The following is a 20,342-nucleotide window of genomic DNA, read 5'->3' as shown; positions in this document are numbered from 1 at the left end:
TTCCGCTCCCCCTGGCGCCCCTCACACCTCGCCGTGCCGCAACAACGCGCGCAATACCGCTTCCGCGTGCGTCCAGAGCAGCAGCCCGCCGGCGTGCCGGACGATGTAGCGGTGGGCCAGGGGCAGGTCACGGACGAAGGGCTCGCTCAGGTGGTGCGAGTGGAACATGCTGGCGTCGTCCTCGCCGTACCAGAGGTCGACCGGGACGGTGATGTCGGTGAGCGTGAACGGCCAGCGGCCCATGGTCAGTACGGTGTCGCGGGCGAAGCCGCCGGGGCCCTGGGCGAAGCCCCTCTCGATCGCCCGGCGGAAAGCGTGGGCGAAGGCCGGGTGGCGGAAGACCGCGCGGTCGGCGGGGGCGCAGCCGGCCGTCACCATGTCCCACATCGAAGCGGCGTCCGCGGAGGCGGCGACCGTCGCTTCGGCGCCCTCGGGGTCGCGGGCCACGGCCGTCACCATGGCCCGTATGTCCGGCGAGAGGGCGTCGGCCAGTTCGGGTGCCGACGGTTCGGCGCTGCCTGAGACGGCCGATACCGCGGTCGCCAGGCCGTGGGCCGCGCAGGCCAGTGCGAAGGGGACGCCCTGGGAGTAGCCGACCAGATGGGGGCGGCGGATGCCGCGGGCGGCGAGGAGGGCGGCCACGTCGTCGGCCCAGTCGGTCAGGGTCCGACCGGGCGCGGGGTCGGAGGCGCCGAGGCCGGGGCGGTCCACGGAGAGCAGGCGGACGCCCAGGTCGTCGAGCAGATGCGTGCCGAAGCCGAGGGTCCGACCGGTGGCGCCCCCGGGGCACAGCAGCACCGGCCGGCCCTCCGGCGGCCCCCATTCCGCCCAGGCCAGTCGGCGGCCGTCGGGCAGTGCGGTGCGGCCGAGCCGGGCGGGAGCCTCGATGCCCAGTGGGGGCCCTCCGTCCGCGGCGGGGGTCATGCGAGGGCCACGAGGTCGGCGTACTCGTCGCCCCACAGGTCCTCGACGCCGTCCGGGAGGAGGATGATCCGCTCCGGTTGGAGGGCGTCGACGGCGCCCTCGTCGTGCGTCACCAGGACGACCGCGCCGGTGTAGGTGCGCAGGGCACCGAGGATCTCCTCGCGGCTGGCCGGGTCGAGGTTGTTGGTGGGCTCGTCGAGCAGCAGGACGTTGGCGGAGGAGACGACCAGGGTGGCGAGGGCGAGCCGGGTCTTCTCGCCGCCGGACAGGACCCGGGCGGGTTTGTCCACGTCATCGCCCGAGAAGAGGAAGGAGCCGAGGACCTTGCGGATCTCGGCCAGGTCCATGCCGGGCGCGGCGGTGCGCATGTTCTCCAGTACGGTGCGGTCGCCGTCGAGGGTCTCGTGTTCCTGGGCGTAGTAGCCGCACTTGAGGCCGTGCCCGGGGATCACCTTGCCGGTGTCGGGGGTGTCGACGCCGGCGAGGAGGCGCAGCAGGGTGGTCTTGCCGGCGCCGTTGAGGCCCAGGATGACGACCCGGGAGCCCTTGTCGATGGCGAGGTCGACCTCGGTGAAGATCTCCAGGGAGCCGTAGGACTTGGAGAGGCCCTCGGCGGTGAGCGGGGTCCGGCCGCACGGTGCGGGCTCGGGGAAGCGGAGTTTGGCCACCTTGTCGGCGTGCCGCTCGGGCTCCAGGTCCTGCAGGAGCTTCTCGGCGCGGCGGGCCATGTTCTGTGCGGCGACCGCCTTGGTGCCGGCGCGCAGCCGGTTGGCCTGGTAGCTGAGGGCCGAGGCCTTCTTCTCGGCGTTGGCGCGCTCGCGCTTGCGGCGGCGTTCGTCGGCGGCCCGCTGGGCCTGGTACTGCTTCCACCCCATGTTGTAGACGTCGATGGCGGCGCGGTTGGCGTCCAGGTGGAAGACCTTGTTGACGACGGTCTCGACGAGGTCGATGTCGTGCGAGATGACGACGAACCCGCCCTGGTAGGTCTTGAGGAAGTCGCGCAGCCAGAGGATGGAGTCCGCGTCGAGGTGGTTGGTGGGCTCGTCCAGCAGCAGGATGTCGGCGTCGGAGAAGAGGATGCGGGCGAGTTCGACGCGGCGGCGCTGGCCGCCGGAGAGGGTGTGCAGGGGCTGTTCGAGTACGCGGTCGGGCAGGCCCAGGCTGGCGGCGATGGTGGCGGCCTCCGCCTCGGTCGCGTATCCGCCCTTGGCCAGGAACTCGGTCTCGAGCCGCTCGTACCTCTTCAGCGCCTTGTCCCGGGTCGCGCCACGGCCGGTGGCGATCCGCTCCTGGCACTCGCGGATGGACCGGAGCACGGTGTCCAGGCCGCGGGCGGAGAGCACCCGGTCGAGCGCCAGCACGTCCAGGTCGCCGGTGCGCGGGTCCTGCGGCAGGTAGCCGATGTCGCCGGTGCGGGTGACGGTGCCGTCGGCAGGCAGGCCCTCCCCCGCGAGGACCTTGGTGAGGGTGGTCTTGCCCGCGCCGTTGCGGCCGACCAGGCCGATGCGGTCGCCGCGGGCAACGCGGAAGGACGCCGACTCGATGAGGACGCGAGCGCCGGCGCGCAGTTCGAGACCGGTGGCGGTGATCATGAGAAGTGGGGCTCCAGGGCCGTAGTTCGGGTGGTACGAGGAGGGGGCGCGCGACGGCCGGTGCGTGGTGTCGCTCCGGCCGCCGCGGCCCGTCGGGGCGGGGGGTCAGGTGAGCGCGGGCGTCACTTGACCGCGGTGACGATGGGCAGTACGCCCTGCGGGCTGTAGCGGATGTCGGCGACGCTCAGGCCGGCGGCCGCCAGCTGGCCGCGTACCTCCTCCTCGCTGGAGAAGTTCAGGTAGGTGGCCTGGATGATGTCGCCCATGATGGACAGTTCGCGGCGCAGATCGGCCTCGGCGATCTGGTACTTCTGCCAGGCCGCGGCCTGCTCCGGGGCCTCCCACGGGGGCGGGGGCGGTGGGGTGAGGAAGCTCAGCAGCAGCCGGCCGCCGGGGCGGAGGGCCTGGTGGAAGCTGCGGTAGAGGTCGGTGAGCCGCTGCGGGTCCGACTCGTACATGTTCAGGCCGTTGCTGACGATGAGGTCGAACTCGCCCTCCACGCCGAGGTTCCAGGCGTCGCGCACGTGGAATGCGGTGTGCTCGGCGAGGCCGCGCTCGGCGGCGTTCTTGCGGGCGTAGCCGATGGATTCCTCGTCGAGGTCGATCCCGACGAGGCGGAAGCCGGTGACGCCTTCGTAGTCCTGCTGGAGGAGGTCGTCCATCACGCCGCAGGGGACGGAGGCGAGGGTGGCGCCCTCGGTGATGCGGGCGGCGATCTCCTCCTTGAAGCGGTGGTAGCGCTCACGGGCCTGGCACAGCAGGGAGTTGTTGAGCAGCCAGTGCTCCAGCGGCGTGGTCGGGCCGGTGGGCTCGTTGCGGAAGATGTAGGAGGTCCAGTAGCCGTTGAGGCCGCGGTTGTGCAGCAGGAAGCGGCCGAGCTCGAACTGCGTCAGCTGCGCGAGGAGTTCGAGCGTCTCGTCCAGCGGCAGTACGAGCCTGTCGGCCTGCCGGAGGCGCTGCTCGATTTCCGCGGCGATTTCCTTGGTGCGCCGGTCGTCGTCGACCTTGGTGGCGGTGTGGTGCGAAATCGTGGAATTCATGATGTTCCTCGTCGGTCCCGGTACGGGTGGAAGGGTGGGCGGTGCGGGTCAGACGGTCCAGCCGATCCGGGTGAAGCCGGCCCGGACGGAAGGGTGGTCGAGCATTCCCGCGTTGCGGAATGCACGGAGGACGTTCTTGACGATCGGCACGTCCGGGGTGATCTCGAATCCGGCGTAGAGCGCTTCCACGGAGGTGCGGGCCTGCTCGCGGTCCTCGATCAAGGAGGCGAGCAATTCGATGTTGAAGAGCTTCTCCGATTCGACGGAGAGGTACAGCAGGATGAAGTCGGCGAGGTGGATGCCGATGGCCTGCCGGTAGTCCTCGGGGACCTCGGCCCACAGGTAGATCATCAGGTCGTAGAAGAACGCGTAGTGCCGGGACTCGTCGTTCATGTGGTCGTTGACGTAGTACTTGATCGACGGGTGGACGCCGGGGCTGTTGAAGAATTCCACGAGTTCGCGAACGAGCGTGGTCTCGAAACAGCAGTTGGCGAGGATCTCGAAGACATCGTGATACTTCGGGTCGAGGTGTTTCTTGGTCTCGATGACCGCGCGCCGCGAGTCGGATATGGGGTAGTCGAGCGGCTTGAGGTCCGGGTGCTGCTCCTGTAGCTGCAGGATCATGTCCTGGGCGATGTACACGTGGTAGTACTCGTCGATGATCACCGAGTAGGTGTTGAGCTTGGTCTCCTCGGAGAACTCCACGGGAAGGTCCGCGTAGAGGATTTTCGAGCAGGCCGCGACGATTTCCTTGATTTCCAGGTTCACGATGTCGTGCAGGTACTTGTAGAAGGACTGCACGAGGATGTCGTTCTTCGCCTTCCCACCGAGCGAGGCGACCTCGTCGGCCAGCAGCAGCGGCTGCTTGTCCTCGGGGAAGAAGTAGCCCTCCTCCTCGAAGTCGATGGTCTTGCGGGGGCGGGTACGCACGGAGGAGCGGGACTCCCAGCGGACGGTGTACTCGCCGGTCAGGCTGGACAGCGTCCGTCCGGTTTCGGGGGTTTCCTGGCCGTTGGCGTTCATGACGGGCCTCTTTCCGGGCGCGGGGTATCGCGATGCGGCCCCGCGCCCCTGGCGCGGGTGCGTCCGCACGACGGCTGCCGGTGGGCGCCGCCGTGCGGACGAGGGGAGGAGAGAAGGAAAGGTGGGAAGCCGAACTTCCCGTCGGTGGACGGCGGTTGTCAGCCGGCCTCGGGCACCGGCTCGGCTTCCACCTGGTCCGCTGCGCTCTGCTTCGGCTTGACGAAGGCCAGGGGCGCGGCGACGACCACGGCGACGGCCATGACTCCGGCGGTCACGATCGAGTCGCCGGTGAACAGGCTGCTGGCGACGCCGGTGAGCAGCGTCACCAGCAGCGCCCGTCCGCTCATGTTCAGCGAGGACGCGGCGCCCTGGAGTTCCGGGAAGACCGCCAGGGAGCGCCCGAAGATGACCGGGTAGACCGCGGCGAAGCCGACGCAGAAGACGGCGATGGGGCCGGTGGTGGCCCAGGCGCCCGCGCCGAACACCAGGAACAGGGCGATGCCGATGACGGTGGCGGCGATGCTGTAGACCACCGTGCGTTCCGGGCCGCCCAGCACCCCGATGAGCTTCGAGGCGAACAGGCTGGTCACGGCGAACGAGGCCACGATGATCAGCAGATGCCCGGCGAAGCCGATCGTGGACAGCCCGTAGGTGTCGGTGTAGAGGAACGAGCTGGACGCGATGAACACCATGTAGGCGGCGAACAGCAGGCTGGGGACCACCGAGGCCGCAAGGAACTCCTTGCTGGACAGCAGCTTGCGGTAGTCCTTGGCGACCTGACGGACGGTCACCTTGACTCGTTCGCCCTTGGTCTCGGGCAGGAAGCACGCCATCAGCAGCAGGGAGACCAGCGTGATGCCGCAGACGGTGGCGTAGTTGCCGCGCCAGCCGATCGTGCGGTTGATGACTCCGCCGAGGGCGGGCGCCGCCGTCATGAACGTGGACATCGCGGCGTTGGTGAGTCCGAACATCCGGAACAGCGCGCTGCCTTGGTAGACGTCGCCGATGATGACGAAGACCAGGACCACCGAGGTGCTGGCGCCGACGCCCTGGACGAGCCGGGAGCCGAGCAGGAACTCGATGCTCGGCGCGATCGCGCAGCCCAGCGCACCGGCCAGCATGATCGTGTTGCCGATCAGCATGACCTTGCGCCGGCCGAACCGGTCCGAGAGCGGGCCGTAGGCCAGGGCGCCGAGGCAGTAGCCGAAGAAGTTGTAGGTGATCGTCAGCTGTACCGAGGACTCGGACGCCGTGAGGCTGTGGGCGATGTCCGGGAAGCTGGGTACGGACATGTCGAGTTCCATGATCGTGCCGATGAGCGTCACGACCAAAAGGGCAGGCAGATATCTGTGTTGTTTCATGGCCTCATGAAGGACGGACCTGATGGGAAGAAGGGATTGCGGGCACGCTGAGCAGAGCCGTGCCGGGTTCGGCAGGCTCTGCGGTGCGGCTATGGTCTTCGGACCAAGGGCCACCAGGTGGCGTGGGCATTGAGAGGCCGTCGGCTCGCCCGTTCACCACCTGCGGCACGTAATGCCGGCTGCAACGTGTCCCCTTCTGCGTCAAGGCTGTCGTCAAGCCCATCGTATGGGCGTGGTCGGATGGTGCGGCAACTCATTTATGACCTGCGTCGATGCGGGCCAACAGCTCCTTGGCGAACAGCTCGGGGGCTTCCAGATGGGGCATGTGTGAGGCCCCGCGATGACCGCGGTGTCGGCGCGCGGTATCGCCCGGGCGTACGCCTCGCCGGCCCGCGGCGGTACGAAGTCGTGCTCGCCGCAGAGGATGAGGGTGTCGGCCGACAGACCCCCCAGCCGGTCGGTGCAGGTGTACGACCGCAGATTGCCGGTCACCCGGAACTCGGTCCGGCCCCACATGGTGTCGCGCACCGCGGCGGCGGTGTCCATGGTGGCGTCCAGCAGGGTGTCCGGCCATTCGGTGCGGCACATGTGCCGCTCGGCGAAGACCATTGCGGCGTCGACGTACTCCGGTGTGTCGTACCGGCCCGTGCGCAGGGCGTCGGTGAATCCCTGGGCGGTGTCCGGCGGCAGCCGGAACAGCAGCTGCCGCATGTCGTCCTCGTACTTGCGGACGCTGAGCACCGGGGAGACCAGCACCAGCCACTCGGGTCGGTGCGGGCCGCCCCGCAAGGCGTACTCGGCGGCGATCATCGTGCCGAAGGAGTGCCCGAGCAGATGGAATCTCGGCAGGTCCAACTCGGCCAGGAGGGCGGCCAGTTCGTCGACGAAGCGGTCCAGCCGCCACAGCGACGGGTCGGCCGGCCGCTCGGAGCGGCCGCAGCCCAGCTGGTCGTAGACGACCACGGGGTGGCCCGGCAGCAGGTCGGCCAGCGGGCGCAGATAGTCGTGCGGCGTGCCGGGACCGCCGTGGACGGTCACGACCGGCGTGCCGGGTGCGCCGGGGTTGAGGATCTCGTACCGGATCCGGCCGCCGGGGACGGCGCACAGTGCCCCGTTCGTCTGCTCACTCACCGTCTTCTCCCTGGGTCGTTGCGAGGTGGGCGCCGACCGTCGCGACGTGCGGCAGCCCGTTCATGCTGAGGTGGTTTCCGGGCACCGGCACCTCGGTCCAGCCGCCGGCGGCCAGCCGGCGCCAGTGCCGGGCCTGGCCCGCGGGGAACTCCGGGATCTCCTCCTGGTGCGCGAAGTACACGAGGTCGCCGGCGTAGGGACGCGGGACGTATCCGTGCATGGCGCGGCCGTGCCGCTGCCAGGTGCGCAGGTAGCGGGGCAGGAACTCGGCCGAGAGCATCTCCTCGAATTCGGTGCCGCGGGACTTGTCGGCGAGGTAGGCGATCTTCTCGTCGAGGGTGGGCAGCGCTTCGAGCTCGGCCACCGGGAAGTCCAGCCGGGCCAGGCCGTAGCGGAACAGGTAGTCCAGGATGTCCTCGCCGGACATCTCGGCGGGCAGGTTGCCGTGGGCGGGGCTGTCGATCAGCACCACCTCGGGGCGGTACCCGTCGCGCGCGTCGAGCAGCTGGGCCATTTCGTAGGCGACGATGCCGCCGAACGAGGAGCCGCCGAGCCGGAACGGGGCCTGGAGGCCGAATTCCGTGAGCTGCTCCAGATAGTGCGCGGCCATCTCCTCGATGGTGCTGAGCTCCGCGGTGCCGTCCAGCATGGGCGAGCGGAGTGCGTACACCGGCTGGTCGTCCGGCAGGCAGCCGGCCAGCTCGCGGTAGAAGTACACATCGCCGCCGATCGGGTGGACCAGGACCAGGGGCGGCCGGGACTGCGGTTCGCCCTTCTTGACGACGACGACCGACGGCGCGGCCGCGGGGGCGAACCGGTTCGCCAGGTGTGCGGCCAGGTGCTCCGCGACGACCTGGGGAGTGTGCCGTTCGAGGGCCATGAACTCCAGGCGGACGCCGGTCCGTTGCCGGATGCGGGCGACGAGCTGTACGGCGGCCAGCGAGTCCCCGCCGCGGGCGAAGAAGTCGTCGTCGGGCCGGACGTCCCGGACGCCGAGGACGGCGCGCCAGGCTTCCGCGACGACGGTGCTCACCTCGTCCTCGGCGACCGCCGCGGCCGGTTCTTCGGTCGTCGGCCGCGCCTCGGCCGGGGTGGCCCTCGACGGGGTGGCGGCCGCGGTGCCGGAGCGGTCGAGCCAGTGTTCGTGCCGCTGGAAGGCGTAGCCGGGCAGCCGCACCCGGTCGCGGTCGGTCAGGCCGTGGAACGCGGCCGGGTCGACGTCGACGCCCGCGGCCCAGGCCGTGCCCAGGGCCGTCAGCGCGGTGGCCGGTTCCTCCCGGCCCGGACGGCCCGCGGCATGGCCGGGACCACCAGGTGGTCGGTGCGCGCCTCGTGGCCGCGCGCCGACCTGGTGAGGATCCCGCCGGGGCCCAGCTCCAGCAGGACCGCGCCCCGGGTACGCGCATCCCCGTACAGGGTGGTGAGCCCGCGGTGGAACTCCACCGTGCCGCGCAGCTGCGCCGTCCAGTACTCGGGGCGGGTCACCCGGTCGGGGTCGGCCCAGTCACCGGTCAGGTTGGACAGGAACGGGACGGTGGGCGTGCGGAGTTCGGTGCGTGCCAGCACGGCGGCGAACTCGTCCAGTACGGGGTCGAGCAGCCGGGAGTGGAAGGCGTGCGACACCGCCACCCGGCGGCCGGTGATCCCGTCGGCGGCAAGCTCGGCGGTCAGCGCCTCGATCCCCTCGGGCGGGCCGGAGACCACGCAGCTCGTGGCGTCGTTGACCGTGGCGAGGTCGAGGCCGTGCCGGTGCGCCACGGGCCGGATCCGCTCGGCGGGCAGCGGGACCGCGAGCATCGCCCGGGCCCGGTGCCGGCGAGCAGTCGGCCGCGCTCCAGGATCAGGGTCAGCGCGTCCTCCAGCGAGAACACCCCGGCCAGGCAGGCCGCGACGTACTCGCCCAGGCTGTGCCCGATCATCGCGGCCGGCCGGACGCCGAGGCCGGTGAACCAGCGGGCCAGTGCGTATTCCACGATGAACAGCGCGGGATGGGTGTGGCGGGTGTCCCCCACGCGCGCGGTGCGGCCCAGCAGATCGGCCTCGTCGACGCCGTCGGGGAGGCGCGGCCGGAGGATCTCCAGGCAGCGGTCCACCTCGGCCCGGAAGGCCGGTTCGCTGTCGTAGAGCGCCCGTCCCATCTCCTGGTACTGGGCCCCCTGGCCGGGGAAGAGGAACACGGCCGGGCGCCCCTCCTGCCAGGTGATCGGCTCGCGCTCCTCGGTGGCGAGCCTGCCGGCCAGGTCGGTCCGGCTGTCGCCGACCACGACCCGGTGGTGCCGGAAGCGGTGCCGGGCGGTGTGCAGGGTGTACGCGAGCCGGTCGAGCGGGACGTCCGGGTGGGCGGCCAGGTGGTCCGCCAGGTCCTGCGACCGCTGTGCCAGCGCCTCCGGGGAGTGCGCCGACAGCATCAGCAGCTGCTGCGAGCGGGCGGGCGGCTCGGTGGACGCCGCGGCGGCCGGTGCCTCTTCCAGGACGACATGGGCGTTGGTACCGCCGATCCCGAAGGAGCTGACGCCGGCCCGCAGCACGGGGTGCTCGCTGGTCCAGGGCGTACAGGCGGTGTGGACGTAGAAGGGGCCCTTCTCCAGCTCCAGGCGGGGGTTGGGGGTGGTGTGGTGCAGCGTGGGGACCAGGGTGCGGTGTTCCAGGCACAGCACGGCCTTGATCAGCCCGGCGATGCCGGACGCGACGTCGAGGTGGCCGATGTTGGTCTTCACCGAACCGAGCGCGATCCGCTGCGCGGGCAGGTCGGCCTCGGCGAACGCCTCGTGCAGGGCGGCGACCTCGATGGGGTCCCCGAGGGCGGTGCCGGTGCCGTGGGCCTCGATGTAGCCGATGGTCGACGGGTCGATGCCGGCCTTCCGGTGGGCGGTGCGGATCACCGCGGCCTGCCGCTGCCGGCTGGGCGCGGTGTAACCGATCTTCTGCTGGCCGTCGTTGTTGATGGCGGTGGCCTTGATGACGGCGCGGATCGGGTCGTTGTCGGCGAGCGCCTGGTCGAGCCGCTTGAGGACGACGATGCCGACGCCCTGTCCCTCGATCGTGCCCTGGGCGGCCTCGTCGAAGGCACGGCAGGAGCCGTCCGGGGAGAACACCATGCCGTCCTGGTGGACGTAGCCCTCGGTGCCCAGTTTGCCGATCGAGACGCCGCCGGCCATGGCGATGTCGCAGTCCCCGGCCAGCAGTGCGGTGCACGCCTGGTGTACGGCCACCAGGGAGGTCGAGCAGGCGGTCTGCACGGTCACCGCGGGCCCGGTGAGGTTGAGCTTGTAGGCGACCTTGGTGCACAGGAAGTTCGCCTGGTTGTTGATCATCGCCTGGTAGCGGGTGGCCAGGTCGGCGCCCTCGAAGCCCGGCAGGACGTGGTCCAGGGCGTAGTCGTTCTGGCCCGCGCCCGCGTAGAGGCCGATGTCGCCCTCGTAGGTGTACGGGTCGCAGTGCGCGTCTTCGAGGGCGTGCCAGGCGCATTCCAGGAACACCCGGTGCTGGGGGTCCATGGTCTCGGCCTCGCGGCGGGAGTAGCCGAAGAACTCCGCGTCGAAGGAGGCGATGTCCCGCAGCCGGCTCTGTGCCCGGACGTATCCGGGCTGGTCGAGCTCGGCCTCCGGTACGCCGGCGGCCAGCAGCTCTTCCCAGCTGTAGTGGACGACGGATTCATGACCGGCCGTCAGGTTGCGCCAGTACTCCTCCAGGGTGTCGGCGTCCGGGAACCGGCCGGCCATGCCGATGACGGCGATGTCCTGCCCGCCGGGCTCCGCGGTGCCGCGCGCGGCCGGTGCGCGGTCCGGCCGGGCCTCGCCGTCGCGCGGTCCGTCGAGGTGCGCGGCGAGCGCGGCGACGGTCGGGTACGCGAACAAGTCGGTGAGGCTCAGCGTGCGCCGGATGTCCTCCGGCAGCCGGGCGTGCAGCTTGGTGAGCAAAATGGAGTTGCCGCCGGCCTCGAAGAAGCGCTGGTGGACGCCGATCTCGTCCACACCGAGCACCTCGCACCAGAGCCGGGCGAGCAGCTGCTCGGTCTCCCCCTCCGGGGCCACCGGCCGGCCGGTGCTCCTACGGGCGGGCCGCGGCAGCGCCTTGACGTCCAGCTTGCCGCTGAAGGACAGCGGCAGGGCGGTCAGGTGCACCAGCGCGGCGGGCCGCATGTGCTCCGGCAGCAGGCCGGTCAGGTGGGCCCGGAGCGCCGGCTCGTCGAGGGCGGTGTCCGCGACGTAGTAGCCGATCAGGCTCTGGGCGCCGGCCGAGGTGTCCGGGCCGCCGTCCAGGGTCCCGACGATCGCCGCGCTCTGCCGCACCCCGGGGAAGGCGGCGAGCGCGCTCTCCACCTCTCCCAGCTCGATGCGGTGGCCGCGCAGTTTGACCTGGGTGTCGATGCGGCCGACGAACTCCAGCTCACCGTCGTCCAGCCAGCGGGCCAGGTCGCCGGTGCGGTACAGCCGGCCGTGCAGCGGGCTTTCGAGGAACCGCGCCGCGGTCAGTTCGGGGTCGTGGAAGTAGCCGCGGGCGAGCCCGTCGCCGCTCAGATACAGCTCACCCGTCGCGCCTACCGGAAGCGGCCGCAGCCGGGCGTCCAGGACGTGGGCCCGCTCGTTCGGCAGGGCGCGGCCGAGGGTCACCTCCGGGCGCTCCTCGACCGCGGCGAGGTACTCGCGGGAGGTGGACCAGATGGTGGTCTCGGTGGGGCCGTAGACGTTCACCACCCGGGGGCAGCGCCCCAACGCGGCGTGCAGCAGGTGCCGTTCGAGCTTCTCCCCGCCGACGAGCAGCCGGGTGCGGTCGAGACCGCGCAGCGCGTCCAGCTTCATCTCCAGCAGGCTGGGCGTCAGCTGCACGAAGTCGTACGCCGAGCAGTCCAGTTCCGTGAAGAGGTGGTCGCCGACGACCATGCTGCCGCCGCCGAGCAGCGTCAGCCCGTATTCGAGGCCGAAGATGTCGAAGACGTAGTTGGTCATGCTGAAGGTGTGCAGCGGGCCGGCGCCGGGGAAGTGCCGCTCCCGCATGGCCGCCGTCGTCGCGGTGTACGCGCGGTGTTCGACCATCACGCCCTTGGGCGCTCCGGTGGTGCCGGAGGTGAAGAGCACATACGCCAGGGCGTCCGCGGTGACCGGCAGGTCCAGGTTGGCGGCGTTTTCCGCGGCGCAGTCGGCGAGGGTCCGCGGGTCGTCCAGGGCGAGCACGGTCAGGTGGGGCCAGCGCGCCCGGACCCGCTCCCGGTGCCGGGAGTGGGTGAGCAGCAGCCTGGCGCCGCAGCTCTCGACGATGCGGGTGGTGCGCTCGTCCGGGTAGCCGGGGTCCAGCGGTACGTAGGCCGCGCCCGCCTTGAGCGTCGCGAGCAGTCCGACGAGGGTGTCGGCGCCGCGGTCGAGGAGGAGCAGAACGGGCTCCTCCGGCGCGGTCGCCACGTGTCGGCGGGCCACCCGGGCCAGCCGGTTGGCGGCCGCATTGAGCTCTGCGTAGCTGAGCGTGCGGCCGTCGTGGTGGACGGCCGGGGCGTCGGGCGTACGGGCGGCCTGGGCCTCGAAGGCGCGGTGGATGACGGGCTCGGCGGGTTCCGCGGTGCCGGTGTCGTTCCACTGCCGCTGGCGTTCCAGGTCGGCGTCGCCGGCCGGGGCGAGGTCCGCCGGGGAGCTGTCCGGGGCGTCCGCGAAGCGCCGCAGCACCGACTCGACGCCGGCCAGCAGCCGTTCGGCGGTTCCGGGCGCGAAGAGTTCACCGGCGTGGTCGAGGGTGAGCTGGACCTCGTCGTCCTGTTCGGTCACCGAGACGACCAGTGGGTAGTCGCGCTTCTGGTGCCGGGAGACGAACCGGGGGCGCAGCAGCCGCTCGTGCTCGGTGTCGGTGACCTCCGGGTAGTTCTCGTAGATGAAGAGGCTGTCGAAGAGCCGGCGGCCGCCCGACTGGAGGGCCGCGAGGTCCACGACGGGCCGCCGGCCGATCTCGTGGATGTCCTCCTGCAGCCGCTGGACCTCCTCGATCAGGCTGTCGGCGCCGGTGTCGTGGCGGGCGATCAGCGGCACGGTGGAGAGGTAGAGGCCGACCGAGGTGTCGATGCCCTCGACGGGGAGGTCCCGGCCGGCGAGGACGGTGCCGACGACGGTGGTGTCGCAGTGGCCGTAGACGCTCAGCACCTTGTGCCAGGCGTACTGCAGCACGGCGTTGGTGGTGACCCCGTGCTGCTGGGCCACGGACCGCAGCGCCGCGAGCAGTTCCGGACGCAGCGGGAGGGTCCGCTGCTCCTGTCGGAGCAGGTGCTTGTACGTGCCGAGGTCGACGTGCCGGGAGCTGCTGTTCAGCAGTCCGCCGAGGTCACAGCCGTTCTCCACGCCGGCCACGTAGCGCCGCCAGAACGCCTGGTGGTCGTCGGCGTGCCGGTGCAGATGGCGCTGGATCTCGGCGTAGTTCTCCGCCGGGAGTACGGCCGGCTCACCGGCGCGCAGCGCGAGGTAGCAGGTGTGCAGCGCCTGGAGCAGCAGCGGGCTGCTCCAGCCGTCGAGGATGGCGTGGTGGGTGTTGAGGACGCAGGTGAAGTGGTCGGCGGCCCGCTTGACGAGGTGGACCCGGAACAGTCCGCCGGCGCCCAGGTCGTAGGGGATGCCGCGGTCGCGCGCCAGCAGTGCGGCGAAGGCCGCGTCGGGGTCGTCGTGGTCACTGAGGTCGACGTACTGCCAGGTCAGCCGGGATTCCCGGTCGACGACCTGGACCATCTCGTGGCGCCAGTCGAAGCGCAGCCGCAGCGCGCTGAACGCCTGCTGGGTCCGGGCCCAGGCGGCTCGGTAGAGGGCCGGGTCGATCTCCGACGCATAGTCCCAGACCGCCTGCACGCGATAGGCGTCGTCGACATCGCCCTGGGTGAGGGCGTGGTGGATGAAGCCCTGCTGGAGGCCGGTGGCGGCGAAGACGCCGTCGAGCTCACCGTGCTCCTGCAGCCGGTCCAGGTGCTCCTGCGGCAGCAGTCCGCCGATGTCACTGGGCGTCAGGTACGTGCGCGGGCTGCGCGCCGTCGCCTCGACGAGGTCGTCCAGCCGTCGGGCGAACGCCCGGGCGAGCCGCTCGGTGTCCTCCTGCGGCAGCCGGGAGTGGAGGGTGCACCGCAGCCGTCCGTCACTGACCATGGCGACCGCGCTGATCATGTACGACAGTTGGTTGTCCGGGTCCGACCAGTCACCGGACGGTTCGCCGGTGGGCTCCCAGAGGCTGTCGCCGGCCGTGTCGAGCCGGCCGAGGTAGTTGAAACAGGCCCGCGGCAGGGCCCGGTCGTAGCCGAGCAGCGGACCGTAGCCGAGGCCCCGGTCGGGCACCGCCCGGAGGGTCTCCTTGACCGAGGTCAGGGCGGCGGCCGGTTCGTCGGACGCGGTCAGCCGCACCGGGTAGAGGGTGGTGAACCAGCCGAGCGTACGGCTGATGTCCGTTGCCTCGTCCGGTTCCTCGCGGCCGTGCCCTTCGACCATCAGGTGGCTGACGGTCCGGCCGGTCAGGTCGGACAGTGCCTGGGCGAAGGCGGCGAGCAGGAACTCGTCCACGCGGGTGCGGTAGGTGCCTTGGCAGCCGTCGAGCAGCAGCGCGGTGCGCTCCTCGTCGAGGGTGAGCTCGGTTTCGACGGGGACGCCGGTGTCCTGCCGGAGGACGGGCGGCTCCCCGAGGTCGGCGAGTACTTCCTGCCAGTAGGTCCGCTCGTCGGCCGTCCGCCCGGCCTGCGCGGTCACGGCCGCGCTCCATTGGCGGTAGCTGGTGCCCTTGGCGCCGAGTTCCCCGCCCTCGTACAGGGTGCGGAGGTCCTCGGCGAGGATCCGCCAGCTGACGGTGTCGACGAGCAGGTGGTGGAGGGCGAGGAAGACCCGGCTGCTGCCGTCGGCGTAGCCGTGCAGATAGCCGAAGGCGTACGCCGGTCCGGCCGTCAGGTCGAAGCCGGCCTGCCAGTCGGTCAGTGTGCGGTGCAGCGCCGCGTCGCGTTCCGGTGTGCCCTCACCGCCCGGCAGGTCGCGCACGTCGAGCACGTGGAGGGCGGGGACCGGGGCGGTGGTGTCGTAGTGCTGCCGCGGCCCCTGGGTGCCGGTCGTGTCGTGGCGCAGCCGGAAGGCGTCGTGGTGGTCGACCAGTGCGCGCAGACAGGCCTCCAGACGCGGCAGTTCCAGTTCCGGGGTGCGGATCAGGAAGGACTGGTTCCAGTGCGCCGGCCGGGCGAGGTCCTGGGCGAAGAACCACGACTGGACGGGCAGCAGTGGCACCTCGCCGTCGAGGGTGCCCTGCTCGGCCCGTACGGCCGGTCCGGTGGGCGCGCCGGCGGCGGCCACCACCCGGTCGTGGAACCGTTCCACGGTGCGGTGGGTGAACAGGTCGCGCACCTGGGCCTGGATGCCGAACTGCTTGCGCAGGCGGCTGACCAGGCGGATGGCGATGATGCTGTCCATGCCGAGCCGCATCAGGTCGTCGGTGATGCCGAGCCGCTCGGCGGGGATGCCCAGCACTTCGGCCCAGGCGTCCCGCAGTTCCCGTTCGCGGTCGGTGCGCGGCGGTACGTGGTCGGCCGCGGCCACCGCCTCGGGTGCGGGCAGCGCGTCGCGGTCCAGTTTGCCGTTGGGGCTCAGCGGCAGCTCGGACAGGTGCAGCAGGACGTCCGGGACCATGTACTCCGGCAGGCCGGCGGAGAGCTGGGCGCGCAGCTGGGCGGGGTCGAGGGCGGTGTCGGCGACGTAGTAGCCGACCAGGGTCTGGCGGGGGCGGACGGCGCCGGTGTCGTCCTCCTTGACCAGGACGACGCTCTGCGAGATCCGCGGGTCCTGGGTGAGGACGCTCTCGATCTCGCCGAGCTCCACCCGGTAGCCGTTGAGCTTGACCTGGAAGTCGTTGCGGCCGATGAATTCCATGTGGCCCGCGCGGGACCACCGGCCGAGGTCGCCGGTGCGGTAGAGCCGGCCCAGGGTGGGGTGTTCGACGTACCGCCGGTCGGTGAGTTCCGCGTCCTGCCAGTACCCGAGGGCGACGCCGGCGCCGCCGATGTGGATCTCGCCGATGACGCCGACCGGACAGTGTTCGCCCTGGTCGTTGAGGACGTACATCCGCTGGTTGGGCATGGCCACGCCGTAGGGGATGCTGCTCCAGGACGGGTCGACCTCGTCGATCTCGTACCAGATGGACCAGATGCTGCCCTCGGTCGCGCCGCCCAGGCTCATCACGACCGCTTGGGGGACAACGCGCGGATGCGGTCCGGCAGGCCGGTGGGGATCCAGTCACCGCTGAGCAGGAAGGCGCGCAGGGAGTCCAGCTGTCCGCCTTCGTCGACGAGGAGTCCGGCGAGCTGCGGCACGCTGTTCCAGACCGAGACCCGGTGCCGGGCCACCAACTCGGCCCAGTGGGCGGGATTCTTGGTCTCCTGCTGGGTGGGGAAGACAATCGTGCCGCCGGCGGCGAGGGTGCCGAACAGATCCCAGACCGACAGGTCGAAGCTGAGCTCGGACAGTGCCAGCACCCGGTCCTCGGCGGTGATGCCGAAGCGTTCGTTGACGGCCAGGAGGGTGTTGACGGCCCCGCGGTGGCTGATCGTCACGCCCTTGGGGCGGCCGGTGGATCCGGAGGTGAAGATGACATAGGCGACGTCGTCGGGGTGCACCTCCGGCAGGGTGTCCACCGGGTCCGGGCGTTGGTCGAGCAGGTCCTCGATGACCAGCAGGCGGGCGTCCAGGGCGCGTACGTCGGCCCGTTCGTACTGCGCGCGCGAGACCAGGAGCGTGCGGACCCCGGCCTGGTGGAGGATCTCCGTGACCCGGCCGGCCGGCCAGTCGACGTGCAGCGGCAGATAGCCCAGACCGGCCTTCATGACCGCGGCGGTGGCCAGCACCTGGCCGTAGCCCTTCTCCGCGAGCACGCCGACCAGCCGCTCCCCGGCGGGCTCGGTCAGCTCGCCGCGCAGCCGCAGGGCGAGGGTGCGTGTCTGCTCGGTCAGCTCGCCGTACGTGTGGGTGCGGCCGGTGCCGGCGTCGATGACGGCGGGCGCCTCCGGCCGGCCCTCGGTGCGGTACCGGTCCTCGTAGAGGCCGAACAGGGTGTGCTCGTCCGGTGCGGCGTCGGCTGCGTTGGCGGCGGCGATGAGGGCCGGTCGGCGTCCGGAAGATAGGCGTCGCGGGGCAGTCCGGCCGCCCAGTCGCCGTCCGCCAGGCGCTCGATGAGCAGGCAGTAGAGGGCGTTGAGGTGGTCGATGGTGGCCTCGTCGAAGAGCTGCTCGACGTAGAGCCATTTGCTCATGAAGCCGCCCGCGACCTCGATGGCCTGGAGGTCGATCCACGCCTGTGAGGTCTGCGCGCTCCAGTGACGGTCCTCGATCAGCTCGCTGTCGTCCAGGTACGCGCCGCGTTCGAAGTCACGGGTCTCGTTGCCGACGACGCCGGTGAAGACGATCGGGGACACGGCCTTGGTGGTGTCCAGGCCGTGCAGCTTGCTCAGGTCGCGCTGGACCTCCACACCCGAGTAGAGCGCATGGCTGATGTCCTCCCACAGCACGTCGTGGGTGCGCCGGGTCAGTTCCTCGATGTCGGCGCCCCGGTCCGCGTAGTGGAAGAGCACGGTGGAGGTGAAGTTGCCGAGCAGCGACTCGGTGCCGTCCAGGACGGGGTAGCGGTTGAACAGGGTGAGGGTGAGCGGGAATTCCGCGGCACCGGAGAAGTACGAGATCACGCTGCCGAAGAGGCTGAGCAGCGCGGAGGACGTGGACACCCCGTGCCGGCGCGCCTGCTCCTTGAACCGCTCCCACACCTCGGGTGCGACATGGCGGGTGTGCTCGCCGAAGCGGGGGTGATCGACGGTGTCGGGCGACTGGGCGAACGGCAGCGTGCAGCGCAGCGGGAGGCCGGGCAGCTTGCGCTGCCAGTAGGCGCGGTCCGCCTCGTACCAGGCCGAGTTCTTCAGCAGGCCGGTGTAGTCCTGGTAGTCCTTGAAGCTGGCCCGGGGCAGTTCCGGGCGCCGGTCGGTGCCGCGGTAGAGGTCGTCGAGGCGGCGCAGCACCGCGAGCCTGCTCTGCACGTCGAGGATGATCAGGTCCCAGCTGATGTGCAGCACGCTGCGGTCGCGGAAGCGGCTCACCTCGAAGCCGAACAGCGGGAACCGCTCCGGGTCGTACAGCTGGTGGGAGAGCCGTTCCCGGATCTCGGTCAGCAGCGTCGGGGCGTAGTCGTGCGCGCTGAAGTCGTGGACCCGCACGTGGAAGCGCGGGACGTCGGCGGCGTCGAGGACGCGCTGCTGGAGCCGTTCGTAGCTGAAGACGGTGCGCAGTACGTCGCATTCGGCGATGAGCCGGTTCACCGACTCCTCCAGCCGGCCGGTGTCCAGCTCGCGGTATACGTGCTCGTGTAGACGTGGTTGGCGACATTGCCGATCTCGTAGTTGCCGAGCCGGCCGACGAGGTAGGCCTTCTGGATCTCGGTCATGTCGAACCAGCCGGCCGGGTCCGCGCCGATGCCCGGCGGCAGCGCGGTCAGGTCGGCCTCGCCGGTGACCTCGCGGAAGTCGCTGGGGGTGTAGCGGACCGCGGTCCGTGCCGTGCAGTGGCCGATGATCTCGACGAGGGCCGCTTCGAGGGAACGGGCCAGCGTCCGGGTGGTGTCGGCGTCCAGCCGGCTGTCGACGCGGAGGTGCAGCCGGCCTTCGGTGACGTACGCGAAGACGGAGACGAGGGCGCCGGAGGCGTTGTCCGCCGGCACGGCCTCGCCGGCGTCCTCCATCACCAGCCGCCAGTCGTCGTCACCGGACCGCTCCCCGTCCAGCTGGCCGAGGTAGTTGAACCAGATGCGGGGCAGCGGCCGGTCCCGGTAGCCGACCAGCGGGCCGAAGCCGAGGCCCCGGTCGGGCACGGCGCGCAGGCTCTCCTTGACGGCGCACAGGCTCGTTCCGAGGTCGTCCGCCAGGGGCAGCCGGACCGGGTAGAGGGTGGTGAACCAGCCCATGGTGCCGCTGACGTCGAGCGCGGCGCCGATGTCCTCGCGGCCGTGCCCTTCGAGCAGGACGTGGTGGGTGCGTCCGCCGTCGACGGTTTCCAGGGCCCGGCCGAGCGCGGTCAGCAGGAGGTCGTCGATGCGGGTGTGGTAGGCGTGGTGGGCCGCGCCCAGCAGGTCGCGGGTGTGCTGCTCGTCGAGGGTGAATTCTTCGGCGCGGGCGGGCCCGTCGGGCGCCCGCTCGGGCTCGTCCGGCCGGAAGTCGGCCAGCAACTCCTCCCAGTACGCCCGCTGTTCCGGCCGTGCTTCGGCGTACTCGGCCACCGCCCGGCTCCACTGCCGGAAGCTGGTGCCCTTGGCCCCGAGCTCGCGGCCGTCGTGGAGCGCGCGCAGGTCGTCGGCGAGGATCCGCCAGCTGACGGTGTCCGTGATCAGGTGGTGCAGGGCGAAGAACACCCGGCTGCTGCCGTCGGCGTAGCCGTGCAGATGGCCCAGGGCGCAGACCGGCCCGTGCGTCAGGTCGAAGCCGCGCTGCCAGTCGGTGAGCGTGCGGTGCAGCGCGTCGGTGAACTCGGGGCTGCCCTCGGTGCCCGGCAGGGTGCGCACGTCGAGCGCGTGGACGCCGGGGAAGGGCGCGGCCGGGTCGTACTGCTGGACCGGGGCCGTGCCGGCGGTGTCCCGGTAGCGCAGCCGGAAGGCGTCGTGGCGTTCGACGAGGGCGCGGAGCGCCGCGGTCAGCCGCTCGTGGTCCAGCGCGGGCGTACGGAGGAGGAAGGACTGGTTCCAGTGCTCGGGGCGGGCGAAGTCCTGTGCGAAGAACCACGACTGGATGGGCAGCAGCTCCAGCTCCCCGTCGAGCGTGCCCTGTTCGGTCCGGGTCTCGGTGTGCGGGCCCGCGGCGGCCTGTTGTTGCTCCGCGACGAAGTCCGCGAACGCCTCGACGGTGGGCAGCGAGAACAGGTCCGGACGCCGATCGCGACCCCGAGCCGCTGGCGCATCCGGCTGGCGAGCCGGATGGCGACGATGCTGTCCATGCCCAGCCGGGTCACGTCGTCGCGGATGCCCAGTTCGCCTTCGCCGAGGCCGAGGCACTCCGCCCACAGCGCGCACAGCTGCGCCTGGAGCTCGGTCTCCGGGGCGACGCGCTCGGGGGCGCCGTCGTCGGACACACCGGGGTCCGGGAGCGCCTTGCGGTCGAGCTTGCCGTTGACGGTGACCGGCACGGTGGTCAGGTGCACCAGCGCGCCGGGGACCATGTAGGACGGCAGGGTGGCGTGCAGCGACCGGAGCAGCGCGGCCTCGTCGAGCGGCCGGTCGGCGAGGTAGTAGCCGACCAGTTGCTTGTGTTCGGGG

General features: G+C 71.2%; 10 protein-coding genes and 1 pseudogene. All 11 read right to left on the bottom strand.

What is annotated here, in order from left to right; genetic code table 11:
• Window positions 1–21: 21 nt before the first annotated feature.
• Window positions 22–924, bottom strand: coding sequence for an alpha/beta fold hydrolase (locus OJ254_RS22820; RefSeq protein ID WP_265363825.1), 903 nt, complete (start codon window positions 922–924; stop codon window positions 22–24).
• Window positions 921–2,516, bottom strand: coding sequence for an ABC-F family ATP-binding cassette domain-containing protein (locus OJ254_RS22815; RefSeq protein ID WP_265363824.1), 1,596 nt, complete (start codon window positions 2,514–2,516; stop codon window positions 921–923). The genes OJ254_RS22820 and OJ254_RS22815 overlap by 4 nt, the downstream gene beginning before the upstream one ends.
• 122 nt (window positions 2,517–2,638) lie before the next feature.
• On the bottom strand, window positions 2,639–3,556 hold the full coding sequence (locus OJ254_RS22810) for an SAM-dependent methyltransferase (protein WP_265363823.1): 918 nt from the start codon (window positions 3,554–3,556) through the stop codon (window positions 2,639–2,641).
• A gap of 48 nt (window positions 3,557–3,604) precedes the next feature.
• Window positions 3,605–4,579: a diiron oxygenase gene (locus OJ254_RS22805; protein WP_265363822.1), complete on the bottom strand. Its 975-nt coding sequence runs from the start codon at window positions 4,577–4,579 to the stop codon at window positions 3,605–3,607.
• A 158-nt stretch (window positions 4,580–4,737) separates the two neighbouring features.
• Window positions 4,738–5,904: an MFS transporter gene (locus OJ254_RS22800; RefSeq protein WP_265363821.1), complete on the bottom strand. Its 1,167-nt coding sequence runs from the start codon at window positions 5,902–5,904 to the stop codon at window positions 4,738–4,740.
• A gap of 249 nt (window positions 5,905–6,153) precedes the next feature.
• On the bottom strand, window positions 6,154–7,071 hold the full coding sequence (locus tag OJ254_RS22795; protein ID WP_265363820.1) for a proline iminopeptidase-family hydrolase: 918 nt from the start codon (window positions 7,069–7,071) through the stop codon (window positions 6,154–6,156).
• Window positions 7,064–8,248 carry a thioesterase domain-containing protein gene (locus OJ254_RS22790; protein WP_265363819.1) on the bottom strand — a complete coding sequence of 395 codons (1,185 nt, stop codon included), beginning with the start codon at window positions 8,246–8,248 and terminating at the stop codon, window positions 7,064–7,066. The genes OJ254_RS22795 and OJ254_RS22790 overlap by 8 nt, the downstream gene beginning before the upstream one ends.
• 77 nt (window positions 8,249–8,325) lie before the next feature.
• Window positions 8,326–17,047 (bottom strand): annotated as a pseudogene (locus tag OJ254_RS22785) (amino acid adenylation domain-containing protein).
• Entirely contained in the window at window positions 17,005–18,360 is a 1,356-nt protein-coding gene (locus OJ254_RS22775) for a condensation domain-containing protein (protein WP_265363818.1), read from the bottom strand. The pseudogene OJ254_RS22785 and the gene OJ254_RS22775 overlap by 43 nt, the downstream one beginning before the upstream one ends.
• A complete protein-coding gene (locus tag OJ254_RS22770; protein ID WP_265365267.1) occupies window positions 18,357–19,820 on the bottom strand; it encodes a condensation domain-containing protein in 1,464 nt (487 codons plus the stop codon). Before OJ254_RS22770 ends, OJ254_RS22775 begins: the two co-directional genes overlap by 4 nt.
• Entirely contained in the window at window positions 19,724–20,245 is a 522-nt protein-coding gene (locus OJ254_RS22765) for a phosphopantetheine-binding protein (protein WP_265365266.1), read from the bottom strand. Before OJ254_RS22765 ends, OJ254_RS22770 begins: the two co-directional genes overlap by 97 nt.
• Window positions 20,246–20,342: the final 97 nt, after the last annotated feature.

It is taken from the genome of Streptomyces endophytica, from assembly GCF_026153355.1.
Taxonomy (GTDB): Bacteria; Actinomycetota; Actinomycetes; order Streptomycetales; family Streptomycetaceae; genus Streptomyces; species Streptomyces endophytica.
This window is presented reverse-complemented; position numbering and strand designations above follow the sequence as displayed.